Source organism: Campylobacter sp. RM5004, assembly GCF_022369455.1.
In the GTDB taxonomy this organism is placed as follows: domain Bacteria; phylum Campylobacterota; class Campylobacteria; order Campylobacterales; family Campylobacteraceae; genus Campylobacter_E.
Map to the genome: position 1 here is coordinate 1635619 of NZ_CP059599.1, position 24413 is coordinate 1660031.

23 protein-coding genes are annotated in these 24413 nt (G+C 29.1%); 13 read left to right on the top strand and 10 right to left on the bottom strand.

Translation table 11 applies throughout. The features are described 5' to 3' along the window. Position 1 precedes the first annotated feature (1 nt). The 10 genes from AVANS_RS08095 to AVANS_RS08140 all read left to right on the top strand — a co-directional run bounded on the left by AVANS_RS08095 (position 2) and on the right by AVANS_RS08140 (position 12286). Positions 2–1804, top strand: a complete 1803-nt coding sequence (locus tag AVANS_RS08095) for a GGDEF domain-containing phosphodiesterase (protein ID WP_239817375.1) — start codon at positions 2–4, stop codon at positions 1802–1804. Further along, positions 1797–2912 carry a succinyl-diaminopimelate desuccinylase gene (dapE, locus tag AVANS_RS08100; protein WP_239817376.1) on the top strand — a complete coding sequence of 372 codons (1116 nt, stop codon included), beginning with the start codon at positions 1797–1799 and terminating at the stop codon, positions 2910–2912. Before AVANS_RS08095 ends, dapE begins: the two co-directional genes overlap by 8 nt. Further along, positions 2913–3743, top strand: a complete 831-nt coding sequence (gene nadC, locus AVANS_RS08105; protein WP_239817377.1) for a carboxylating nicotinate-nucleotide diphosphorylase — start codon at positions 2913–2915, stop codon at positions 3741–3743. Beyond that, a complete protein-coding gene (gene flhB, locus AVANS_RS08110) occupies positions 3743–4795 on the top strand; it encodes a flagellar biosynthesis protein FlhB (RefSeq protein WP_345772314.1) in 1053 nt (350 codons plus the stop codon). Before nadC ends, flhB begins: the two co-directional genes overlap by 1 nt. A 143-nt stretch (positions 4796–4938) precedes the next feature. Next, positions 4939–5382, top strand: a complete 444-nt coding sequence (gene fabZ / locus AVANS_RS08115; protein ID WP_239817379.1) for a 3-hydroxyacyl-ACP dehydratase FabZ — start codon at positions 4939–4941, stop codon at positions 5380–5382. Continuing rightward, complete coding sequence (gene lpxA / locus AVANS_RS08120; RefSeq protein ID WP_239817380.1) at positions 5379–6167, top strand: acyl-ACP--UDP-N-acetylglucosamine O-acyltransferase; 789 nt, start codon at positions 5379–5381, stop codon at positions 6165–6167. The genes fabZ and lpxA overlap by 4 nt, the downstream gene beginning before the upstream one ends. Further along, entirely contained in the window at positions 6160–7374 is a 1215-nt protein-coding gene (gene clpX, locus AVANS_RS08125; RefSeq protein ID WP_239817381.1) for an ATP-dependent Clp protease ATP-binding subunit ClpX, read from the top strand. Before lpxA ends, clpX begins: the two co-directional genes overlap by 8 nt. Beyond that, positions 7371–8408, top strand: coding sequence for a rod shape-determining protein (locus AVANS_RS08130; protein WP_239817382.1), 1038 nt, complete (start codon positions 7371–7373; stop codon positions 8406–8408). Before clpX ends, AVANS_RS08130 begins: the two co-directional genes overlap by 4 nt. Beyond that, complete coding sequence (gene mreC / locus AVANS_RS08135; protein WP_239817383.1) at positions 8401–9147, top strand: rod shape-determining protein MreC; 747 nt, start codon at positions 8401–8403, stop codon at positions 9145–9147. Before AVANS_RS08130 ends, mreC begins: the two co-directional genes overlap by 8 nt. Positions 9148–9265: 118 nt before the next feature. Next, positions 9266–12286 carry an autotransporter outer membrane beta-barrel domain-containing protein gene (locus AVANS_RS08140; protein ID WP_239817384.1) on the top strand — a complete coding sequence of 1007 codons (3021 nt, stop codon included), beginning with the start codon at positions 9266–9268 and terminating at the stop codon, positions 12284–12286. A gap of 86 nt (positions 12287–12372) precedes the next feature. On the opposite strand, the gene AVANS_RS08145 is transcribed toward AVANS_RS08140, so the two are convergent. From AVANS_RS08145 to AVANS_RS08170, 6 genes are read right to left on the bottom strand one after another with little or no spacing between them, the layout of a single operon-like run. Continuing rightward, entirely contained in the window at positions 12373–13608 is a 1236-nt protein-coding gene (locus tag AVANS_RS08145) for an FAD-binding protein (RefSeq protein ID WP_239817385.1), read from the bottom strand. Next, a complete protein-coding gene (locus AVANS_RS08150) occupies positions 13601–15226 on the bottom strand; it encodes a HAMP domain-containing sensor histidine kinase (RefSeq protein WP_239817386.1) in 1626 nt (541 codons plus the stop codon). The genes AVANS_RS08145 and AVANS_RS08150 overlap by 8 nt, the downstream gene beginning before the upstream one ends. After that, the gene (locus AVANS_RS08155) at positions 15189–15848 is read right to left on the bottom strand and encodes a response regulator transcription factor (RefSeq protein ID WP_239817387.1); all 660 of its coding nucleotides are present in this window, start codon (positions 15846–15848) and stop codon (positions 15189–15191) included. The genes AVANS_RS08150 and AVANS_RS08155 overlap by 38 nt, the downstream gene beginning before the upstream one ends. Beyond that, positions 15848–16360 carry a NapC/NirT family cytochrome c gene (locus tag AVANS_RS08160; RefSeq protein ID WP_239817388.1) on the bottom strand — a complete coding sequence of 171 codons (513 nt, stop codon included), beginning with the start codon at positions 16358–16360 and terminating at the stop codon, positions 15848–15850. The genes AVANS_RS08155 and AVANS_RS08160 overlap by 1 nt, the downstream gene beginning before the upstream one ends. Next, positions 16357–16701 carry a cytochrome c3 family protein gene (locus AVANS_RS08165; protein WP_239817389.1) on the bottom strand — a complete coding sequence of 115 codons (345 nt, stop codon included), beginning with the start codon at positions 16699–16701 and terminating at the stop codon, positions 16357–16359. The genes AVANS_RS08160 and AVANS_RS08165 overlap by 4 nt, the downstream gene beginning before the upstream one ends. After that, a complete protein-coding gene (locus tag AVANS_RS08170) occupies positions 16702–18189 on the bottom strand; it encodes a flavocytochrome c (protein WP_239817390.1) in 1488 nt (495 codons plus the stop codon). It abuts the gene before it with no gap. Between the two features lie 292 nt (positions 18190–18481). On the opposite strand from AVANS_RS08170, the gene glsA reads away from it, so the two are divergent. Further along, entirely contained in the window at positions 18482–19393 is a 912-nt protein-coding gene (gene glsA, locus AVANS_RS08175; RefSeq protein ID WP_239817391.1) for a glutaminase A, read from the top strand. Between the two features lie 37 nt (positions 19394–19430). On the opposite strand, the gene bamD is transcribed toward glsA, so the two are convergent. Next, on the bottom strand, positions 19431–20093 hold the full coding sequence (gene bamD / locus AVANS_RS08180; RefSeq protein ID WP_239817392.1) for an outer membrane protein assembly factor BamD: 663 nt from the start codon (positions 20091–20093) through the stop codon (positions 19431–19433). 82 nt (positions 20094–20175) lie between these two features. On the opposite strand from bamD, the gene fliW reads away from it, so the two are divergent. Beyond that, positions 20176–20583 carry a flagellar assembly protein FliW gene (gene fliW / locus AVANS_RS08185; protein ID WP_239817393.1) on the top strand — a complete coding sequence of 136 codons (408 nt, stop codon included), beginning with the start codon at positions 20176–20178 and terminating at the stop codon, positions 20581–20583. Further along, complete coding sequence (locus AVANS_RS08190) at positions 20583–21308, top strand: pyrroline-5-carboxylate reductase (protein ID WP_239817394.1); 726 nt, start codon at positions 20583–20585, stop codon at positions 21306–21308. The genes fliW and AVANS_RS08190 overlap by 1 nt, the downstream gene beginning before the upstream one ends. An 85-nt stretch (positions 21309–21393) precedes the next feature. Here the strand turns inward: AVANS_RS08190 and AVANS_RS08195 are convergent, their stop codons facing one another. From AVANS_RS08195 to murC, 3 genes are all read right to left on the bottom strand, one after another. Further along, positions 21394–22590 (bottom strand): sugar MFS transporter, encoded by a 1197-nt coding sequence (locus tag AVANS_RS08195; protein WP_239817395.1) that lies wholly within the window; start codon positions 22588–22590, stop codon positions 21394–21396. A 189-nt stretch (positions 22591–22779) separates the two neighbouring features. Next, positions 22780–23103, bottom strand: coding sequence for a hypothetical protein (locus AVANS_RS08200; protein ID WP_239817396.1), 324 nt, complete (start codon positions 23101–23103; stop codon positions 22780–22782). Next, on the bottom strand, positions 23100–24404 hold the full coding sequence (murC, locus tag AVANS_RS08205) for a UDP-N-acetylmuramate--L-alanine ligase (RefSeq protein WP_239817397.1): 1305 nt from the start codon (positions 24402–24404) through the stop codon (positions 23100–23102). Before murC ends, AVANS_RS08200 begins: the two co-directional genes overlap by 4 nt. Between the last annotated feature and the right edge of the window lie 9 nt (positions 24405–24413).

The following is a 24413-nucleotide window of genomic DNA, read 5'->3' on the forward strand; positions in this document are numbered from 1 at the left end:
TATGGAAGCTAGGGATTTTAAAAAAATAAAAAATGTTTTATATTTATTAGTTAGTGTTTTTTTATTGCTTAATCTATATCTTTTTATGGATTCAAGAAATTATGTGAAATTATTTGCAGAAAGCTATCTTCATTCTTTAATGAATAAAGAAAAAACAAAAACCCTACCTGAACTAGATGAATTCACAATAGAAAATGGCAAAATCATTGTAAAAAGTGGAAAAGAGCCAAAATTAAGCGAATTAGAATTGCAAGATTTAATTAAAGATGAAGAGATTTACCAAGCTACAAAACTTAATAAAAATCATTTTGAAATAAAACATTATGAATTACAAGATGGCGTTTATTACGGATTTAGTGATGATTTTTATCTTACTAATTCAAGGTTTTATCAACTTTATGTGCCTTTATTTTTAAATGCCTGTTTTTTTATTTTGATGTTTATTTTATATAAACAAAAAAAAGCCATAGAAAATCAATACCAAAGAATAATCTCAACTTATAATAAAAGAATAGAAAAGCTTGAAATTGAAGCTAGTATTGACCCATTAACTCAGCTAAAAAATAAAAGAAGCTTAGAAAAATCAATAATTTTGATGAAAAATCCAAAACTTTTATTAGTAGATATTGATGAGTTTAAAAAGATTAATGATTATTTTGACTCTAATACTGCTGATAATTTATTAAAGCATATTGCACTAATAATGAGCGATTTTGCTAGTGATAATGGCTTAGAGGTTTATAGATTAGATGGGGATTTATTTGCACTTTTAGAAGATAGTATAGAAGATGAGCAAAGATATGAAGAATTAGTAACAGAACTTATGCAAGAGCTTAAAAATAAAGACTTAAGCATAGAATACAATAATCAAACAGCAAGCATAGTATTAACCATCACAATGGGGCTTTGTTTAGAAAACGAAAATACTCTTAAAAAAGCTTTCATTGCTTTAAAAAGAGCTAAAAAAGATAATAAAAACTTCGTATGTTATTCAAAATTCTTAGATGAAGAAAAAGAATATTTCAATCAATTAAGCACAGCGAAAAGAGTTCAAAGCGCTATTGTAAAAGATGAAATTTTGCCATTTTTCCAACCTATTTTTGATAAAGATAAAAACATATTAAAATTTGAATCTCTTGTAAGAATTGTGAAAAAAACTCCAGAAGGAACGGAAGTTATCACTCCAGGTGCGTTTTTGGCAGTTTCAATTAAAATGAAGCAATATGAAATAATAGAAAACTTCATAATAGAAAAAGTAGTGCAAACTTTAGTTGAGAATAAAGATATAACGCTTACTATAAATCTAGGCGGAAGAGATATGATAGATAGTGCTAAAAACAATAAATTCATAAATCTTTTAAGAAGAACAGGTGTAGCTGAACGCTTAGTTATTGAAGTATTAGAAGATGAAAATGTCTCACAAAATGAAAAAATAAAAGACTTCTTAAAAAGAGCAAAAGAACTAGGCTGTAAAATCGCCATAGATGATTTTGGAAGTGGCTTTAGTAATTTTGCTTATTTATTAGAGCTTATGCCACATTACATAAAGATCGATGGAAGTATTATAAAAAATATCACAAATGATGAAAAAAGCGAAAAAATAGCAAGAACAATTGTGCTATTTTCTAAATCTCTTGGTATTAAAACCGTTGCTGAATTTGTTTGCACTGAAGATATATTTAATAAATGTGTAGAAATCGGCGTTGATGAGTTTCAAGGATTTTATTTAGGAAAACCAAGCCCAACTTTTTCTCAAGAAGAAATTGATTTGGACTTTTATCAATTAAAGGAAAAAGATGCTTAAGAAATTATTTTTAGAACTTTTAAAAGAGCCAAGCGTTACGCCAAATGCGTGTAATTGTTATAAAATAACTAAAGAATTTTTAGCTGATTTTAGTGAAGAAATAATTAAAAGAAACGAAACTTCAAATCAAATCTTAAGCAAAACTTTTAACGAAAAAGGCTTGCATATTTGCTTTTGTGGTCATATTGATGTAGTTCCTGCTGGAAATGGCTGGGACAGCGAGCCTTTTTACCCTATTATAAAAGATGATTTAATAATTGCTCGTGGCACTCAAGATATGAAAAGCGGAGTGGCTGCATTTTTGCATGCTATAAAACAATTTAGTCAAAATGATATAAAAAATATAAGAAAAATTAGTGTTATTTTAACAAGTGATGAAGAAGGCGATGGAAAAGACGGCGTTATAATGGTTTTAGATGAACTAAATATTCGCAATGATTTGCCTGATATGTGCATAGTTGCAGAGCCAACTTGCGAAAAAGAATTCGGCGATAGTATAAAGGTAGGCCGTAGGGGTAGCATTCATGCAAATATTAAGATATTAGGCACTCAAGGTCATGCTGCATATCCTGCAAAATGTATAAATCCAGTGCATTTAGGAGCTTCATTTTTATCAAAAATCGCTGGATTTGATTTAGATAATGGTAATGAATTTTTTGAGCCTAGCAAGATTGTAATTACTAATGTAAATGCAGGAATTGGTGCATCTAATGTAACTCCTAGTGAGTTTAAAATAATGCTAAATGTAAGAAACTCACCTCTTACAACTAAACAAGATTTAAAGGAATTTTTAGAACAAAATCTAAAGAATTTAAATTATGAATTAGAGATTAATCAAAGTTCAGAGCCATTTTATACAAACGCTAATTCAATTCTAGTTAAAAATCTAAAATTAGCTTTAGAAAATAAAGGCTTTAAAAATCCTAGCCTTAATGCAAAAGGTGGCACAAGCGATGCAAGATTATTTGCAAAATACGGTGTTGATGTTTGTGAGCTTGGAGTTGTTAATGATAAAATCCATGCAATTAATGAAAGCGTGCCGTTTAGTGAAGTTTGTGCTTTAAGCGATGTATTTTTAGAATTTTTGAACATTTGCGAAAGGAGTTAAATGTTAATTAATAGTGAAATTGAATTAATCAAAAAAGAATTAAATGATGATTTAGGCAGGGGAGATTTATTTTCACAACTTAAAAACTACGACATTATAAAAGCAAGTTTAAAAGCTAAAAGTGATGGAGTTTTTGCAGGAGAGCCTTATTTTAAAGAGATTTGCAAAATGCAAAATATTGAATATGAATTATTTATAAAAGATGGGCAAAGCTTTAAAAAAGGCGATATTTTAGCAAAGTTTAAAGCACTTAAGACAACTTTATTAATGAGTGAAAGAACCATACTTAATTTTATTCAGCATGCAAGCGGGATTGCTACAAAAGTTGCTTCAATGAAGGCTTTAATTAAAGATTATGATGTGGCTTTGCTTGATACTAGAAAGACAAGACCTGGTTTAAGGGTTTTTGAAAAATACGCAATTCGCTGTGGTGGTGGGCAAAATCATCGCTTAGGTTTAGATGATTGCATAATGCTAAAAGATACTCATTTAGTTGGCGTAAAAGATTTAAAAGCTTTCATAAAAGAGCTAAGAAGCAAAATCCCTTACTATACTCCAATAGAAATTGAATGCGATACACTTGAGCAAGTAAAAGAAGCTTTTAATGCTAATGTTAATGCGATTTTACTTGATAATATGAGCCCGCAAGAATGTGAAGAAATCGTAAAATTAAGAGATAGTTTAGGTATAAAAGTTATTTTAGAAGCAAGTGGAGATATCAACGAAAATACCATAGTCCAGTATGCTAAAAGCGGAGTTGATGTAGTAAGCTCAGGTTCAAATATTTATAAGGCAACTTGGGTTGATTTTTCTATAAGACTTGGTGAGTAATTATGGCTGATGATGCAGAAAAAACGGAAGAACCCACTGACAAAAAGATAGAAGACGCCAGAAAAGAAGGAAACGTCGCTAAAAGTCAAGACGTGGCAGCACTTGTAACTCTTTGTGTTGGTTTTGGCTTTGCTTTGTTTTGGGTGTATTTTTTGCATGAAAGAATTACAGCTTTATATGTTTATTATCAGAGTTTAATAGGCAGTGAAATTGATAGAAAATTGCTTTATAAAATAGGTATTAAGACCTTACTTGAACTTACTTTAATGGTATTACCTCTTGCGATTGCAATTGCGATTGCAGGAGTAATTGCTAATGTAATGCAAATAGGATTTAATTTCACACTTAAACCCATAATGCCTAATTTTGGTAAAATCAATCCATTAAAAGGCATTAAAAATATACTTTCAATGAAGAAATTAGTTGAGCTTGTAAAAATTATCTTAAAAGTTAGCGTAGTTTTTGGCATAGTTGGATATTTTATTTATAGCTTTTTGCCAGGACTTAGCCATTTGGCAATACTTCCATTAATTAAGCAAATGGCATGGTTAAGGGATAAAATCATCATACTTTTTGGAGCTGTTATATGCTCGTTTTTAGTATTTGGAATACTTGATATTTTTATAGTTCGTTTTCAATATTTTAAAGGGCTTAGAATGAGTAAGCAAGAGATAAAAGATGAATACAAGCAAATGGAAGGAGACCCGCAAGTAAAAGCAAAAATTAGGCAAATCCAAATGCAAGCAGCAAGAAATCGTATGATGCAAGATGTTCCTAATGCTGATGTTGTAATTACTAACCCAACCCACTATTCAATCGCACTTGCTTACGATAAAACAAAGCATAAAGCTCCAGTAGTCTTAGCAAAAGGAGTTGATAATATCGCCTTTAAAATAAGAGAAATAGCAAGAGAGCATAATATTCCTATTTATGAACAAAGAGAATTAGCAAGATCTCTTTATAAGATTTGCGAAGTAGGAGATGAAATACCTGTTGAATTATATAAAGCAACTGCAGAAGTTCTAAGAATTATTGCTAATATGAATAGATAATTTTCAAAGAATTTGAAATAGGAATTTCGTTTAATTCCTATTTCAAATTCTTTAGCAAAAATCATTAAAAAGCCCTAATTATTACACTTTGTTTAATTGCTGAAATTACAATTATTTCCTTTAAACATAGTAAAGGAATAGTAATGTTAGATGTAATGCAAATTCAAGAAATTTTACCACATAGACCACCATTTTTATTAGTAGATAAAATAACAGAAATTAATTTAGATGAAGGTTATGTATTAGGCTATAAAAATGTTAGTATAAGTGATCAAGTATTTGCAGGTCATTTTCCAGGACACCCTATTTATCCAGGAGTTTTAATTTTAGAAGGTATGGCTCAAACTGGAGGAATTTTAGCATTCCAAAGTATGAAAGATAGCGTTGATCCTAAGAGCAAAGTAGTTTATTTTACAGGTATGGAAGATGTGAAATTTAAATCACCTGTAAAGCCAGGCGATCAATTAGTTTATAAAATGAGCGTTGTTAAAAATCGTGGAGCTATGTGGGTATTTAGTGGCGAGGCTTATGTAGGTGATACATTATGCACTCAAGCAATTTTAAAAGCAATGATAGTAGATAAATGATTTCAGATTTAGCAGTAATTGAAAATGGTGCAAAAATAGGCAAAAATGTTTGCATAGAGCCTTTTGCATATATAGGAAGTAATGTAGAAATTGGTGATAATTGCATTATTAAAAGTGGTGCAAGAATTTTAGGAAATACAAAAATAGGAAATAATTGCAAGATTTTTTCTTATGCTATTTTAGGAGATATTCCTCAAGATATTTCATATAAAGAAGATGATTTTTCAGCTTTAATTATAGGAGAGAATACTACCATTCGTGAATTTTGCACGATTAATTGCGGAACGCAAAAAGGTGATGGTTATACAAGAGTAGGTAAAAATAACTTTATAATGGCTTATGTTCATATAGCTCATGATTGCACTCTAGCTGATAATATAATCTTAGCAAATAACGTAACTTTAGCAGGTCATGTTGAAGTTGGTTCATTTAGTGTAATTGGCGGACTTACTCCTGTTCATCAGTGGGTTAAAATAGGCGATTATTGTATGCTAGGTGGTGCTTCAGCCTTATCTCAAGATTTACCGCATTTTTGTTTAGCAGAAGGCAATCGTGCCTATGTTAGAAGTCTTAATTTAGTAGGGCTTAGAAGACATTTAGATAAAGATAAAATTAATGAAATTAGTGATGCGTTTAGTAAGATTTTTAGAAGTAAAACAGGGCTAATTAGCGATAGAGCAAAAGCTTTATATGAGAGCTCAACTTGTCCTGAAGTATTAAAAATGTGTTCGTTTATATTAAATACTAAGCGTGGAATTCCAACAAAAGGTGATAGAAGTGAGTAATAATATTTGTGGTTTTTGTGGTAAGAGTTATCCATTTGACTTGCTTTCAAATGGTAAAGGTAATACTATTTGTCCTACTTGTGCTAGTGTTATTTTTAAAATGTATGATACAAAAGACAAAGAATTAGCAGTAGAAGACATAGCAGATAGTTTAAAAGACATTAGCTCAAAAGCATTAAAAGCTCATTTAGATAATTATGTAATAGGTCAAGAAAGAGCAAAAAAAGTTTTAAGCGTAAGCGTTCATAATCATTATAAAAGACTTATGAGTAATACAAACGAAAGTGATGTAGAGCTTGCAAAATCAAACGTTTTATTAGTAGGACCAACAGGAAGTGGAAAAACACTTCTAGCTCAAACAATGGCAAAAGCTTTAGATATTCCTATTGCAATATGTGATGCTACAAGCTTAACAGAAGCAGGATATGTTGGAGAAGATGTTGAAAATATCTTAACAAGACTTTTACAAGCAGCTGATTATAATGTTGAGCGTGCAGAATGTGGGATAATCTTTATTGATGAGATTGACAAAATCGCAAGAAAGGGAGAAAATCGTTCAATCACAAGAGATGTAAGCGGCGAAGGCGTTCAGCAAGCATTGCTTAAAATCATTGAAGGAAGCATAGTAAATGTTCCACCACAAGGTGGTAGAAAACACCCTAATCAAGAATTCATTCAAGTAGATACTTCAAATATTTTATTTATTTGTGGTGGTGCTTTTGACGGTATTGAAGAGATTTTAAAGCAAAAGCAAGGCGAAAATGTAATGGGCTTTGATACAACTAGCGTAAAACTTAGTGAAGATGAGCTTTATTCACACATTGAGCCTGATGATTTAATTAAATTCGGACTTATTCCTGAGCTAGTTGGAAGATTACATGCGATTGCAAGTCTTAATGAAATTAGCGAAGATGATATGGTAAGAATTTTAATTGAGCCAAAAAACTCAATCATCAAACAATATCAAAAGATTTTTGAATTTGATGGGGTAAAACTTGAGTTTGATAAAGAAGCGTTATTAGCAATTGCTAAAAAAGCACTTGATAGAAAAACAGGGGCAAGAGGACTTCGTGGTATTTTAGAGCAATTATTGCTTGATTTAATGTTTGATTTAGACAAATACGAAGGTTATGAAATTATTATAAATAAAGATTTCGTTAATGGCGAAGGCGACGCTGTATTTTTAAAAATTAAGGATAATAAATGATATTAGACCATTTAATAGGACTATTTTCAAGTGATATGGGGATTGATTTAGGAACGGCTAATACTTTAGTATTAGTAAAAGATAAAGGCGTAGTTATTGATGAGCCAAGCGTTGTAGCAGTTCAGCATACAAAATACGGAAAAAGCAAAATCCTAGCAGTTGGTAAAGAAGCTAAAGAAATGTTAGGCAAAACTCCAAGCGATATTCAAGCAATCCGCCCTATGAGAGATGGCGTTATTGCTGATTTTGATATGACTGAGAAAATGATACGCTATTTTATAGAAAAAACTCACAGAAGAAAGAGCTTTTTACGCCCTAGAATATTAATATCAGTTCCTTATGGTCTAACTCAAGTTGAACGCAAAGCTGTAAGAGAAAGTGCTTTAAGTGCAGGTGCTAGAGAAGTTTATTTAGTAGAAGAGCCAATGGCAGCAGCAATCGGAGCAAATCTTCCAGTACAAGAGCCTGTTGGCTCACTTGTAGTTGATATAGGAGGCGGAACTACTGAAATAGGTGTTATTACTTTAGGTGGTCTTCATACAGCAAAAAGTATTAGAACAGCAGGAGATAAGCTAGATAGCTCAATTGTAAATTATGTAAAAGAAAAATACAATCTAATAATAGGTGAGCGAACTAGCGAAGATATTAAAATACAAGTAGGCTCAGCTATCCAACTACCAGAAGAATTAACAATAGTAGTAAAAGGAAAAGACCAAGTAAAAGGACTTTTAAGCAAGGTTGAACTAAGTAGCGAAGATATTCGTGAAGCTATAAAAGAACCTTTAAAAGAAATCGCTGATGCACTTAAATTTGTATTAGAAAACACAAAGCCTGAACTTGCAGGCGATATTGTAGAAAATGGTATCGTTTTAACCGGTGGTGGTGCATTAATTCGTGGAATTGATAAGTATTTAAGCGATATAGTAAAATTACCTGTATATGTTGCCGATGAGCCACTTCACGCCGTTGCAAGAGGAACTGGAAAAATATTAGAAGAAATATCATTACTAAGACAAATAGTAAATGATGAATAAGTTTAAATTATTACTCTTAATTACTGCATTATTTGCAAGTTCATACTATTTAGTAGCTGATGTAAGGAATGCAGTTTTAGGAGTTAATGATTTTTTCTTAAGCAAATTTTTTAACGCATATGATTACACAAGAGAAAAAATTTCAAGATACTTTAATCAAGTAAATCAAATTGAAGAATTAAACCAAGAAAACAAAAGCCTTAAAGAATACAAGATTTTATATGATAATTTATTGCTTGAATACAATAATCTAGCAAGAGCTCACAATCTTAAAAAATATGATTTTGAATTAAATTTAACAAGAGTTTTATCTTATGAAAAAATCGGAAGCTTGACAAAATTTTGGATGAATTATGAAGATATTAAGCCAAATATTACTTATGGACTTGTTTATGAAAACAACGCCGTTGGCATAATGTTTTCTAATGACAATAGAGCTTATGCTTTAAGTTTAAATGATGATAAATGTGCCTTTTCTGTTATCGTAGGCAAAAGCAAAACTCCAGCGATTTTACAAGGTAGCAAAAACGCAATATATATTAATTTTATTACCGATTATAATGAATTAAATATAGGCGATGAGGTTTATACGAGTGGAAAGGATTTGATTTTTCCTGAAGGTATTTATGTTGGAAAAATAAGCAAAATAATTGATGAAGCAGGTTATAAAAAAGCTATTTTAGAAGACACAAAAACCCTTAGCCCTTATAGATATGTTTATGTAGTTAGTAAAATCTAATTCCTATTTCAAATTCCACGAAATTTTTATAAATGTATTTTAAAAATATTTAATAAGAATAATTTAAATTAATTAATTTAATTTATAATGAGATTTTATTTTATTTTAAAGGAAAGCTATGAAAAACAATTTTTCTTACACGGGGGGGGGGGTATTTAAGCTCTCACTAATTGCAAGTTTGTTCATCTCTTCAAACTTATTTGGTGCTACTAGCGTAGTTAATCTTGATGCTATTAATTCATTTGATGCAAAAACTCATAATGGCTTAACAAATCCATTTAGAACAAATCATGATGCAAGTTATTTTAAAACCAATCTTACTAATATTAATTCTATTGAATTAAATGCTCCTAATATAAAAGATGCTTATTACAATATTGAAAGTAATCAAAAAGCATTTGATATAAGCTTTAATAATACTTATTTTGATACAAATGCAAGTATTAAAAATAGTAATAAAATCAATATAGACAAATCTTATGGTAATTTAACAATAGAAAATAACAAAAACACCACTATTACTGATAGCTATATATCAACTCTAACTAATAATGGCTTAGTAAATGTAACTAATTCCATTATAGACACTATCAACAGCAATGTAAGTAAAGTTACATTGACAAATACTTATGTAGATAAAATATATAGCAATCTTAACACTTTAGCAATTAATTCTAAAATAGGCTCTATTGAGGATAGCACAGTAGCAAGCAATAAAATTGTAGGAGATAAATTTGAAGCCTTAAATAGTGAAATAACGGGTAGAATTTATCAAATAGATGATGTGGTATTAACTGATAGTAAAGTTTCATCTGTTGGTGGAGCTAAGACATTGATTTCTACAAATAGTGATATTTCCCACGCAAGTTTTATCGATGATTTTACTGCCGATAAAGGCATAATTGATACATTAGATAATACAAAAAATATCAATATTAAAGGAACAGCAACTAATAAAATAATTTTAAATAATATTCAGCATATTGATGAAGGCACGATAGATCATGCGATTATTGATAATATTTATTTTACAGGAAGTGATTTTTCTAGTAAAAATCCTAAATTTGTAACAATATCAAATTCTTTAATTAAAGCTTCAAATAATCTTTTAGACAATAGTGCAAATAATTTAAAATTGCACAATACTGATGTTCAAGGTGTTATGACTAATTATTTTAATTTAGAAGCTTATGCAAGCAAATTTAAAAACAGTATTAATACTAGGTCTTTAATACTTAAAGCAGATACAAGTGGTAAAAAAAGCGAGTTTAATTCATCAAATACAATTAGAACTAAAAAATATGAGATCGATAGCCTTGATACAGGCAAAGACTACAATACAAGTGGAAGTATTATAGGTGAAGGTAGTATTAGTAATTCTTTAATCAATATGCAAATATCAGGCTTTAGTGATGAAGATTTATTTTCAGATAAATATTTAAATGAACCAATTATAACAGCTGCTACTTTTTATGGTTCTTTAGATAATAGCAGTGTAACATTAGATAATGTAGTAGCTACAAATAATGCTAGAGCAGGAATTTTAAACATAAACAATTCAAAAATCGCAAAAAGAGTTCTAGCAAACAATCTTACATCAAATAATACAGCTTATTATCTAGGAGCAAACAAAGAAAGCTACACAGGTGTAATAATCTCAAGAGAAAACACAAGTGGTGCAAACAATGAATTAGTATTGCTTAATGTTATGAGCGATAATAAGCTTGATACAAGTAAAATAAACGCAAACCTACCTTTAGCAATACTTAAAAAAGGAACAGGAACAGCAGAATTAGCAACTTTTTTTAAAGATTATAAGATTAGCGATGGCATAAGTGATTATGTGATTAATAATGATTATATAGCTAGTGCAATGCTAGGAGATTATTTAACCTATGCAATCACTACTACAAAAAATGGCAAAGTAAGTGATACAGGGCTTAATGCAGACAATATTGCTAGCATTGCAAATGGCGATAAAACAAGCGCTTTAGGTAAATTAGTAAATCAAAGTTCAAGCGATATGGATAGTGAAGTATTAGATTCATATTTAAATAATCTTGCAAATAGCAATTATGTATCAAATACTACAGATGAAACTCCAAATCAGCCTGATACAAATAATCCAGACACAGGTGTAACTAACCCTGAAAACCCAAGCAATCCAGATACTGGCGTAACAACTCCTGATAATAAACCTAATACAGGCACAACTACTCCAAGTGATAAAAATCAAATAGCAGATGATTTTATAAAAGATATAAAAATCAACAAAAAAGCTAAAGCACAAGCTCAAGTTATTTCAAAAGGAATAAAACTAATCAATACTTTTGCTTGGAATAATATGAATAAAAGATTAGGCGAAATTAGAGGTTTAGATAAAGAATTAGGTATTTGGGCTAGAGCTTATTATACAAATGCAAGTATAGATGATGTAAAACTTAATTCAACTGAAGTTCAATTTGGAGCTGATAAGGCTAGTGATTTTGCAGATGGCAAGGTAATTACAGGAATTATGGCTAATGTTTCTAATTCTAAATCTAGCGATGTTTTAAAGAGTGATAATTACGGATTTGGTTTATACGCAAGTTATATTTCAAACGATGATTTATATGCTGATTTAGTAATTAAAGCAAATCATTATAAAGTTAAATACAATTCAGAACTTTTAAAAGATTTAAAAGATAGCAAGACAGGATTTGTTGCTAGCGTTGAGCTTGGAAAAAGATTTGATTTAAATAGATTTTATGTTGAGCCTAGCATAGAAGCGATATTTGATTATACACCTAAAACTAATTTAGAAAATAATGCCATAAGCATTACAAGTAAGGCTAACTCTAATTTACATCTTAAACCTGCGATATTCTCAGGATTTAAAGTAAATGATAATGCTAATTTAAGACTAGGTGCTGGTTATATTATAGATGTTAACAAGCCAAGTGATACTAAAATAATCGCAAAATCAAGCAAAGCAAGTGAGATAATAGAAGGTAAAAGAGATAATAAATTTTATTTAAACCTAACAGGCGATTATAAGTTTAATGATAATTTGAGATTAAACCTAGGCTATGAAAGAACTTTCGGAGCTGATTTAAATATAGATAATCAAATCAATGCAGTTATAAGATATAGCTTCTAAAACTATCCCCTAATTAATTTAGGGGATTTTCTAATTCCTATTTCAAATTCCACAAAATTTTATTATTTTAAATCTAAGTAAATTAATTAAGTCGTTACAAGCATTGTTTTACTTGCGTTCATAGCAAATACAACACAAGCCGTGCTTGCAACTCCACTAAGCCTTGCTTCGCCAAACATTGCACTAGCTTCTCCTATTACAAACATATTATCAATTGCTTTATTTGTATTAATATCAATAATTTGTGCGTTCGTATTAGACTTAACCCCGCCTAAAGTATAGTTTAAATAAACATCAACATCACATAAATAAAACAAGCTTTCTTTTATCTCTTTTATAGCGATATTATTTAGGTTTTTGCCAAACTCATCAATTCTATTAATAATGCCTAAATTATAATCATTTACAACTCTAATAAGCCTTTCATCAATGTCTTTTAAAGAATAATATTTCTTAAAATTACTCGTATCATTTATATAATTTATTCCATGATTATCTAAAAGTAATTTTACTTTTTTACCCTGCTTAAACTCATTTAAAATAGCTATTGCTAATTCTTGTCTTCCTTTATCTTCACTAACAAATCTTTTAAAATCTGAATTAATCAAAATCCCATATTTAAAAATCTCCATAGGCAAAATAAAAGCAAACCTCATTAAGCTAAGCTGAGTTGGAATTGCACTATTTTTAAGCATAATTTTAAGAGAATTAGCATTATTTTTGCTTAGAGTTTTAGCATAAAATGCTAGTGGATAATGGATTTTTATAAAATCCTTATCATTTGAAAAGCCACCCGTGCAAAAGGCTATATTTTTCACCTTTATTTTTAAGATTTCATCTTTATATAAAATACTTGCGAAATTATCTTTAAAATCAACTAATTTCGCCTTTGTTAAAATATTTACATTTTTGCTAATTAATCTATTTATTAGTGGATTTATTACGCTTTGTTTAGCGTCTTTTAAAGGGCTTAATTCTCTTGGAATTTGATGATTAAAACTATTCTTAATTCCGAATTCAAATTCCACGCCAAAACTTTGCAAAAGTTCTATTGCAAGTGATGATTTTTCGCTTAAGACCTTAAGCATAGAAAAGTCCGAATAATTAGGCGAATAAGATACTAAATCTTCATAAAATTTATCATCTTTTATATTTGCTAATGCTTGAAAGCTAGTATTTGATGCGGCAAAATTCATATAGCTAGTTACTCCGCCTAATTGTTCGTCTTGTTCAATTAATAAAATATTTTCATCAGCTAATAAATTAGCTAAAACTAGACCACTAAGCCCACCGCCCACAATTAAGCAAAATAATTCATTCATTATCTATCCTAATGCAAAAATGCGCTCCGATTTTTCTATTTTTTAGAAAAATTGTAGCGTTTAAATCCTTTTTTAAAATATTTTTTATCATAAATAGCCCAAGTCCTGAACCACCTTTGGTGCTAAAATAAGGCTTAAAAATATCTTCTTTTAATTCATCTTTAATGCCTTCGCCATTATCCTTAATGCTAATATAAACACTATTTTTGTAAGAATACAAATTAATTATTATAAAAGGATTTTTGCTGTTATTTAAAGCATCTTTTGCATTTGTGATAAGATTAATTAATATATGAGATAAATTATTTTTATAAGAGTTTATTTTAATACTTTCATCAAGTTTTAAAAGCACAATTATTCCATTTCTTTTAAGGCTCGCATTACAAATCGTAATAGCATTATTAATAGCTTCATAAATATAAAAATCTAGCTTTTCATCTTTTGGCTTAAAAAAATCATAAAAATCATCAATCGTTTTTGACATATAGCTTAAAATAGGATTTATTTCTTTTAATTTATTTTTAAATTTATCATCAATTTTATTCTTTTCAAGGCTTATTTCAAGATAGCTTGAAATTGCACCTAAGGTTGCTAGGGGTTGTCTGTATTCATGAGCTATACAAGCTATCATTTCGCCTAATGCTGCTAGTTTTGATTGATGATTTAGCATTTGTTCTTTTTGTCTATTTTCTTCTAATTTGTCTTTTATAGTATTTACGGCTAAATCAATTTCGCTTTGTAAATTAGCATTTAATTTTCTTAATTTCTCTTCTGTTTTTAAGAGCTTATTTATCAAAAATCCTAAGACAAAATACACACAAACAAAAGCAATTAATATTAAAACCAAACTTATTATAAAAATCTTTTTTGAGATTTGTAGATGATGGATATATTCTTTTGTAATATCTTTTACAATTAGTATTGAAAAATCATTATTTAGTTTAAGTTCGCTATTTATAAAATACTTATCATCAAGACTAATAATATCATCATCTAATTTTAATAATTTGCTTTTATTTTGCCAATTTGCTTCGTTATAAAAATACTCATTTTTGTATTTTAATGCTGCTAAGAAATTATCTTGAATAATAAGAGAATCTAATAGTTTTTTAGCACTGATTTTATAAGTCATTGCGTAATTTTGATTGATTTTTAAACTAATTAAATAATAAGGCTCTTTATCAAATCTTAGCAAAATATCTGAATTATTATTGTATTTACAAGCTAACATAATTTTATCTTTTGTAAAGCATATATTCTCATCTAATAAAAACAATTTTATATCTTTTAAATACTCTTCGTTTGAGCTAAGATTTAAAAAAAGTTGATTTAATTTCACTAATTTTTCATTATTTTTTAAATTATTTAAATTAGAGCTAAACTCATAACTAATGCTAAAAGCATTCTTTTTTAAAGTATTTAAAAAATCATTATAAAAATACTCAAATCTATCATTAAAATTATTTTTGCTTTGAAATAAATAGTTTTTATGTAAAGAAATATATAAAAAATTAAGCACAATACAAACAAAAACAATAAGCGCTAAAACAAATATAAAGGCTTTTTTACGAATGCTTATATTAAGTAGTTTTGATGTAATACCCACGAGCATTTGCATTATGGATTATTCCTTTATCATTTATCTTTTTTCTAAGGTTTTTAACAAGTGATTTAATAGCATCAGAACTTACATCATAATCATTATAAACATACTCGCAAATTGTATAAAAATCAACTATATTTGGGCTACTTTTTAATAATATTTCAAGCAATAAAAACTCTTTTTTGCTAAGTTTTTTAACCTCATCATTTACTAATAATTCATTTGTAACCATATCCAAATATACATTTTTGCTTAATTTAACCAAATTATTAATTTGCTTAATCGCTTTATCTAAAGCAAGTTCAAGTTTTAATCTATCAAAAGGCTTTACTAAATACTTGCAGATATTTAACTCAACAGCATTTAATAAAGTTTGCGAATCACTTAAGGCAGTAATCATAATAGCAGGAGTTTTATTATCATTTTGTCTAATTTGCTCTAATAATTTTAAGCCATCAAGTCTTGGCATAGAAATATCAAGCAATAATATATCAATCTTTTCTTCTTTAATAATCTCTAAAGCACTTAAGCCATCTTTTGCATAAAATACTTTAAAATCAAGTAGTTCTAGCAAATCAATAACTTGATTTGCTAGATTTAAATCATCTTCAGCATATAAAATAGTGTAGTTTTTCATCACTTATTTAATTCACCCCTTAAACCATCATGACCTACATGAGTATGACAACTTACACATTTTAATTCATTTGCGTAATCTAAATATCTTTTATGCATAATATTTTGCATTTCGTTTTTTGAATTTACTTTGGTTATATCTTGATGACAACTCATACAGCCACTATCATAAACATAATCTTTTCTATGCTCTAATTTATCTTGCCAATTAATATCTTTATCCTTGCCTAAAGCAGTGATACTTAATTCTTTAATACCATTATAAGCTTTAGTGCCTAAATAATTAAATATATTATCATGTGGCAAATGACAATCTACGCAATTTGCTTTAATACCTAAATTATTATTACCACCATGAACATCTTTAATATAAGCTTCCTTCATCGGCTGCATTACATGGCAACTCGCACAAAACCTATCATCGCCAGTCATTTCAATAGCCTTATGAGAAAAGAACACAAAAATTAAAGTTAAAACTACAATAGATGAAACAAAAATAATAGTTTTTTTCATTTTATCTCCTTCATCCAAGTTTTAGTATTGTGGCAAGTATTACACATATTAAACGAAGGCTTATGCTCGTTATGACAGGTGTAACAATTTAAATTAGCATTATCGTGAATGCTATTATGTGGGTTTTTACCCTTTAAAAAATCAAGCCTTTTTGCTAATTTTTCTTTAGTTCCATGACAAGTAAGGCAGGCATTAGAATCAAGTGCTTTATAATCCTTTTCATTTGCTTCTTTATGACAATCGGTGCATTTTAATTTCACATCAACATGGTGTGGCTTGATTGCAAATTCATTACCTAGTGCAAAAATACTAAACATTAAAATCATTAATAATTTTCGCATTTACACTCCTTTTAAAATATCTTTCGCACAAGCAATACCTGAAGTCATACAATCAGGAATAGAACAGCTCGTAAGTCTTGCTTGTCCATGAACGCCACCTGTTGCTTCGCCTACTGCATAAAGTCCTTTTATAGGTTCATAATTACTAATATGTAAAACTCTCATATTTATATCAGCATAAACACCACCCGGTGTATAGCTAAGCCCAGGTGCAGCTGTCATTGCATAAAAAGGTGCTTTACTCATGCTAGAGTTTTTAATCTTGCTTAAATCTTTTTTGAACTCATCTTTATTGTTTTTAATACCATCTTCATAAGTTTGCATGCTCTTTAATAATTCATCTTTATTTAGTTTAAAATGATTTGCAAGTTCGTCTAAGGTATCAAATTTCTTCATCTTTCCTGCTATTATGAAGCTTTGCATTCTATTTGGGTCATGCGAATTAGCAAAACCTGTGCTATCAAAAATAATAGTTGGATAGCTTGTGGTGTTTAATTTTTCCATATGTGCTAGGATTTTATTTGATAAGCCTTGTCTATCGCCATCTTCGTTTAAAAATCTTTTTGCATTTACATCAACCATAATTCCATAAATTAAATCCTCCGTTGGAATCCCAAAAGAAAATCTACTAAGCGCTAATTGAGTTGGAATTGCTCCGATTTTTAGCATTTGCTTTAACGCACCCGAAGTTTGACCTAAACTTGATGGGCTTTTTGCTAGTCTTAATCTAGGATTTACTATACTTCTAAACTCAACATCACGGCTAAATCCACCAGTTGCAAAAACTACTGCAAGTCTTGCTTTGTAATTTTTCTTAACTCCACTTAAATTTTGCCTATCATCATTTGCTAGGTTTCTATCGAATCTATAATTTTCTCTTACGCTTATACCTATTACTTTGCCATTTTCATCTTGAATGATTTCATCGCTTTTAGTTTCGTTTTTAAATCTTCCTCTATTTGCTAAGAAAAACTCGTGCAATGCCTTTATACAAGCACCGCCACCGCCGATAGTTTCAACACTTCTAGCAACACTATGTCCGCCTAAGAACTTAAGCTTATCAGCATATTTAACCCCACAGCTTTTTGCAAACTCATAAGCTTCATTTGAGTTTCTTATAATTCTTAAAGAATGTTCTAAATGATTATATCCGGCTCCAGCTTTATTTAAATCGTTTAAGAATAATTCTTCGCTATCTTTTATACCTGCTTTAATTTGTAAATCCGAATTAAGCACAGCAAAATCTTGCTGAGAAAGAACTGAGTTTCCACCCATTCTATCCATTTTCTCAATCATTAAAACATCTACCTTATTTTTTGCCAAATATGCAGCACATATGTGAGCACTTACGCCACTTCCAACGATGATTACATCTGCTATCTCATCAAATTTAATATCTTTTTTAACGCTTTCATTAGCGCTTAAAATACTAGGAACTGCGATTGTCGTCCCTGCAACTGCTTTGATAAAATTTCTTCTATTTAGCATTAAATCTCCTTTTTAAAAAAATCAAGCAATTTTAAAAAAACTAAAGGGCAAAAAAGTGGCAAAATAATTCCTAACAAAAATTAGGAATTATTTTTACATAATTTAAAGAGAGATGTTATACAACTTAATAATTATAAAAACAAAAATTTTATATTTTTTGTAATAAGTTGTAAGTAAATTATAAAAACACTTTGTGGCAATAAAGTGGCAAAAAATAAAAAGAATTGCGAAATAGAATTTAAGATTAATGCGAATTTGCCTTATAATTACAACAAAAAATTAAGGGTTTAATATGCAGCAATTATTAGAAAAATTAGTAAAAGATAATATTCAATTTTTAGGACAAGGAAGGTTAGCAAACTACATTCCTGAACTTAGCAAAGCTAACATAAATGCTTTAGGTGTTTGTGTTATTGATAAAAATCATAATATTTATTGTGCAGGAGATTATGAAACTAGATTTAGCATTCAAAGTGTTTCAAAAATAATAACCTTAATGCTTGCATTACTTGATAATAGTTATGAATATGTATTTTCTAAAGTTGGGGTTGAGCCTAGTGGAGATGCTTTTAATTCTATTATGAAGTTAGAGAGTTCAAATACAAAAAAGCCCTTTAATCCTATGATAAATGCAGGTGCAATTGCAGTTGCATCAACTATTAAAGGCAAAAATGCTAATGAGAAATTTAATAGAGTGCTTGAGTTTTTTCGCTATATTTGTGATGATGAAACAGCGTGTTTATCTAATGAAATTTATGAAAGTGAAAACAAAACAGGTAATAAAAATAGAGCCTTAGCATATTTTATGAAAAATGATGGAATAATAGAAGGCGATGTAGAAGAGGCTTTGGAAGTATATTTTAAGCAATGCTCAATCTTAGCAAATACACAAAGCCTTGCTAAATTAGGCTTATTCTTAGCAAATGATGGCTTTAAAGATGGTAAGCAAGTAATTAGCAAAAAGATTGCAAAAATAATAAAAAGCTTAATGCTAACTTGTGGAACTTACGATTTATCAGGTGAGATTGCTCTAAGAGTTGGGCTTCCTTGTAAAAGTGGCGTAGGTGGTGGAATGGTTTCGCTAGTACCTAAAGAATTAGGAATTGGCTTATACGGACCTTCACTTGATAATAAGGGTAATTCAATAGGTGGGGTAAGGATTTTAGAAGCTTTATCTAATACGCTTGATTTATCAATATTTTAAATTCCTAATTCAAATTCTTAAAAAGAATTTGAATTAATTATAAAGCATAGCTACTTTCAAATAGTTTTCTATACCATGGAAGTCTTGGTTTTATATATTTTATATCGTTTAGCTCATTATTTTTTATCTTTTCATCATAAACACTTTCGCTAATATCATGACCCATTCTTCTGTATAAATCTCTTATATCAGTTTCTAGCATTAATTTTGTTAGGTTTAATTTAGTTTTTATGCTATTTACTAAAGGAGAATATTGCGAGTTTTTATTAGTAAATAAAAACGCATCAATTTCTTTTAAAGTTTCGTTTAATAAATATTGATTTCTATTAGGCAAAGAAAAAGCATTAAAATTATTCTTAATTTTAAGATAACTAAGCCATTCGTAATTATTAGAATTTCCATATAATTTAATGTATTCATCAATATAATAATTTGCTAATAAATATTCATGCTCTTTAGCGTGAGCTTGTGAAAGAATTAGCATTGCACTTGCTAAAAGTGGGCTATTAATATGTTCGCTATAAAGTGAAATATACTCACTATCAGCCTTTTCTAAATCGTTTTTCTTCACACTTTCTATGATTTTTTCAAGCCAAGCACTATCGCTTAAGTTGTAATCATCAAACATTTCTTTCTTGCTAGCACAAGCGCTAAAACATAATAATGATAAGATTAGTAAAAAAATATTAAGTTTTTTCATTTATTTTCCTTTAAGCGGCGATTATAAGTTCTAATGTTAAATATTTATTATATACTTACATTAATTTTTTAAAGGAGAAATCATGATATTTGATGTTAAAATGCCTATTTTAGGTTTTGAAGATACAACTAAGGTTGAATTAGAAAAAATGTATGATTGCTTTGCAAGACTTAAGAGTGTTGATGGCAAAGGTTTTACATTTACTATGTTAAATCCTTATACAATTTGTAAGCAATATGAATTTGATATGCCTTTATCTTATAAAGCATTGCTTGAAGTTACAGCAAATTCAAATATTGAAATTTATAATATTTTAATCTTAAATAAAAGCGTTGAAGAATCTACAATAAATATGCTAGCTCCTGTTATTTTAAACTACGATAACAAAACTATGGCTCAAATTATTTTAGATCCAAATCAATATCCTTTCTATCACCCAACAGAAAAAATTAAAAATTTCTTGCAACAAAATATGGAAGAACTTAAATAATGCAAGAAAGCATTTATATTCTTGGCAATGGCAAGATGGCTAAAGCCATTGCTAAAGGATTAAATAAAAAATATCAAACTATTTTTGTAGTTAGAAACAAAAATAATTGCGAAAACTCAATTCATTATGATAATTTTAATATAAACGATAAGATATGTATTCTATGCTTTAAACCATATAATCTTGATGAAATTAGTAATAAATTTTTAGGCCAAAAAGCAAAAATAATAATAAGTCCTTTAGCTGGAGTTTCGCTAAATGAATTAACAAAAATAAACGCTAAACACTATCTAAGAATAATGCCAAATATAGCAGCAGAATATAACAAATCTTGCACCACTTATGTTGGAAATAAAAATAATGAATATTTTCAAAAATCTTTAGAAATAATTCAAACTTTTGGAAGTGCAATTGAATGCGAAAGCGAAAAGGAATTAAACTTAGCAATGGCTATTAATGGCTGTGCTCCTGCTTTTTTAGCTTTAGTTGCTGAAGCTATTGCAAATGGTGGGCTTAGCATAGGGCTTAAAAACGAAAAAGCTTATGAATTAACAAGAGCTTTATTTTCTAGTTTTGAGAGTTTAATCGCAAATAATCATCCCGCACTTATTAAAGAAGGCGTTTGCTCTCCTGCAGGAGTTAGTATAAAAGGCGTAAATGTTTTAGAAGACAAGGCTATAAGAAGTGCTTTCATAAAAGCTATTAAAGAAAGTGCTGGAGTTTAATACATTTTTAATAAAACCTATAAATCCTAATATGTTTTACTTTTAATTAAGAGAATTTGAATTCGGAATTTCCGAATTCAAATTCTTAATTACATTTATAACCTTTAGTAGCAAAGAATAATATGTATAAATAACAAATCGCAGGGATAATAAATGAAATATGTAAGTTCATGCTATCAGCAACTAAACCTTGAATAGGTGGCACAATAGCCCCACCAACTATTGCAATACAAATAATCCCAGAAGCTTCTGAAGTGCAGCGACCAAGCCCATTTGTAGCAAGTGAAAAAATAGTAGGAAACATAATTGAGTTAAAAAAGCCTACCATTAAAATAGCATAAGCTCCAAATTCGCCCCCTATCATAATCGCATAAACTAATAAAACAATAGCCATAATAGCGTTAAATGCTAAGCACAAAGCTGGTTTAATATAATTCATTATATAGCTTCCAACAAAGCGTCCAACCATAGCTCCGCCCCAATAATAAGCTATCATTTTAGCAGCTTCGCTTTCAGCAATTCCTAAAATAGGCATTAAATAAAGAATTAAAAATGAACCGATTGCAACCTCAGCTCCAACATAGCAAAATATCCCAATAGCACCTAAAACTAAGTGTTTATATTGCCAAGCACTTGTTCTTGTATCGTGTGCGTTTTCGCTGATTTCTTCTGCAGTAATTCTTACATCAGGTAATTTGATAAAAAACTTTACAAAAATTCCTAAAACAATCAACGCAACTGCAATGCCTAAATAAGGCAATTGAACTGAAGTTACCTTTTGCTCTAAGCTTAAATCTTTTGTTGAAGCTAATATAAATAAAGCTCCAAAGAATGGTCCAACGGTTGTTCCAAGAGAGTTAAACGCTTGAACTAAAGCTAGGTTTCTTGCTTCTTTACCGCTAGGTGATAATAAAGTTACGAATGGATTTCCGGTAACTTGAAGCAACACAACGCCACTTGCTAAAACAAATAAAGCACCTAAAAATATAGCATAGCTATGAGTTCCTGCTGCTGGATAAAATAGTATTGCACCTAATGCAGCTAAGAAAAATCCACCCACAACGCCATTTTGATAGCCAATTTTTTGAATTAGCTTACCAAAAAACGCTGAAGTTATAAAATATGCTCCAAAAAAGCAAAATTGAACTAAAGATGATTGAAAATAAGTTAATTCAAAAAGTTCTTTAAGGTGTGGGATTAAAATATCGTTTAAAACGGTTAAAAAACCCATCATAAAAAATAAGGCTGTTAATACAGCTAATGAAAATGAATTGCTTTTCATAATTTTCCTTAATAAATAAAATAAAAAGTCATTTTAAACTAATTTATAAGATTTTTTACAATTTTTCACAATAAAAAATAACAAGTGTGTAATTTATACACATTTTAATAAAAGAATTTGAATTCGGAATTTGATTTTTAAAATTTGATATAAAAAGATTAGAAAAATTAAGAAATAGGAAATTACTTCCTATTTGCATATAAACATATCTATTTTTTGATAGTTTTTATTATCAATAAATACTGAAGTTCCGTTGTCAAATCCGTGAGTTTTATTGCTTACTTTTACACCATTACAATCTAATTCTTTACCTGATTTATAAATATTTAAAATATCTTGCTTTAAAACTCCACTTGAATTATCAAGGCTTGTATAAATAAAACCAACTACAAATGTAGCAACAATAAGAGAAATAACCGCAATATAAAGCTTAGAATTAAAATAATTTTTATAATAAACGCAAACTCCGATTAATACAAAAAATAAAATCAAAAATATTGCAAATCTAATCATTTTAAACCTCTTAATTTATAGGTCAAATCTCCTGCATTAAATCCAACAATTACGCCATTTTCTAATATTTCTTCGCCATCATTTGAAATGATTTTTATCTTATCATCAAATCTTTTTATATCTAAAATTAATTTTGCATTAGGAAAATGCTCGGCTAAATCAATCTTAATTTCATTCTCACTAGCACTATAAACAGGCATTATAAATAGCTTTGAAAATCCTTCAAAACAAGTTTTAAAACCTTCTAAATTATCAAGCAATCTTGTGTATTTATGTGGTTGCCAAATAGCAATACTATCTTTAATTCCAAGTGCTTTTGCGTATGCAAATATGCCCTTTTTTGTTTCTTTTATTTCTGTTGGATGATGTGCATAATCATCAATAATTGCTCTAGTATTATTAGCAAATAAAACATCAAAACGCTTTTTAATACCTTTAAAATCTTTTAGATTTTGCTTAATTTCGCTAAGGCTAAGCCCAACACATCTTGCAGCAAGAATTGCCAAAGCAGCATCAATTGCTATGCACTCACTATGACCTTGCACGCTAAAGCGACCAAAATCTCTTAAATCAAACGATATAAAAGGCAAATAATCCTTAACACTAAACTCAAGATTAGTAATATCTTCGCTAGGAATTAATCTTTCGCAATCAATATCAACTTTAGCTAAAAATTCATCTTCAGCATTAATAACGCGGATTTTACTTTGTTTTAAAAAGTCTTCATAAGCTTTATAAAAAGCGTTTAAATCGTGGTTATAATGCTCCAAATGCTCAGGCTCAGCATTCGTTACTATGCTAAGATATGGATTTATATTTAAAAACGAACTATCACTCTCATCAGCTTCAAAAACTAAACTTTCACTTTTTTTATACATCATATTTTTGCCAGCTCTTTTATCTACTGCACCGATAATAAATGAGCTTTGCAAAATATTTGCTAGGATACTACTCGTAGTGCTTTTGCCGTGTGCTCCTGCTACTGCAAAAAGCATTTTATTATCTAAAATAAGTGGCAAAGCTTCTTTTCTTGATAATACTTTTATGCCTAATTCTTTAGCTTTTTTTATTTCAGGATTGTTTTCACGAATAACAGCTGAATGAACTACTAAATCAATATCACTACTTAGATTTGAAGCACTATGACCTATAAAAACTGCTATGCCTTCAGCTCTTAGTTCTTTTACTAATTCGCTCTCATATACATCACTTCCTAAAACACTAACTCCACGCTCATTTAAAAATCTAGCTAATGCACTAAGTCCAATCCCACCTATACCTATAAAAAATATTTTTTTCATTTGTATCCT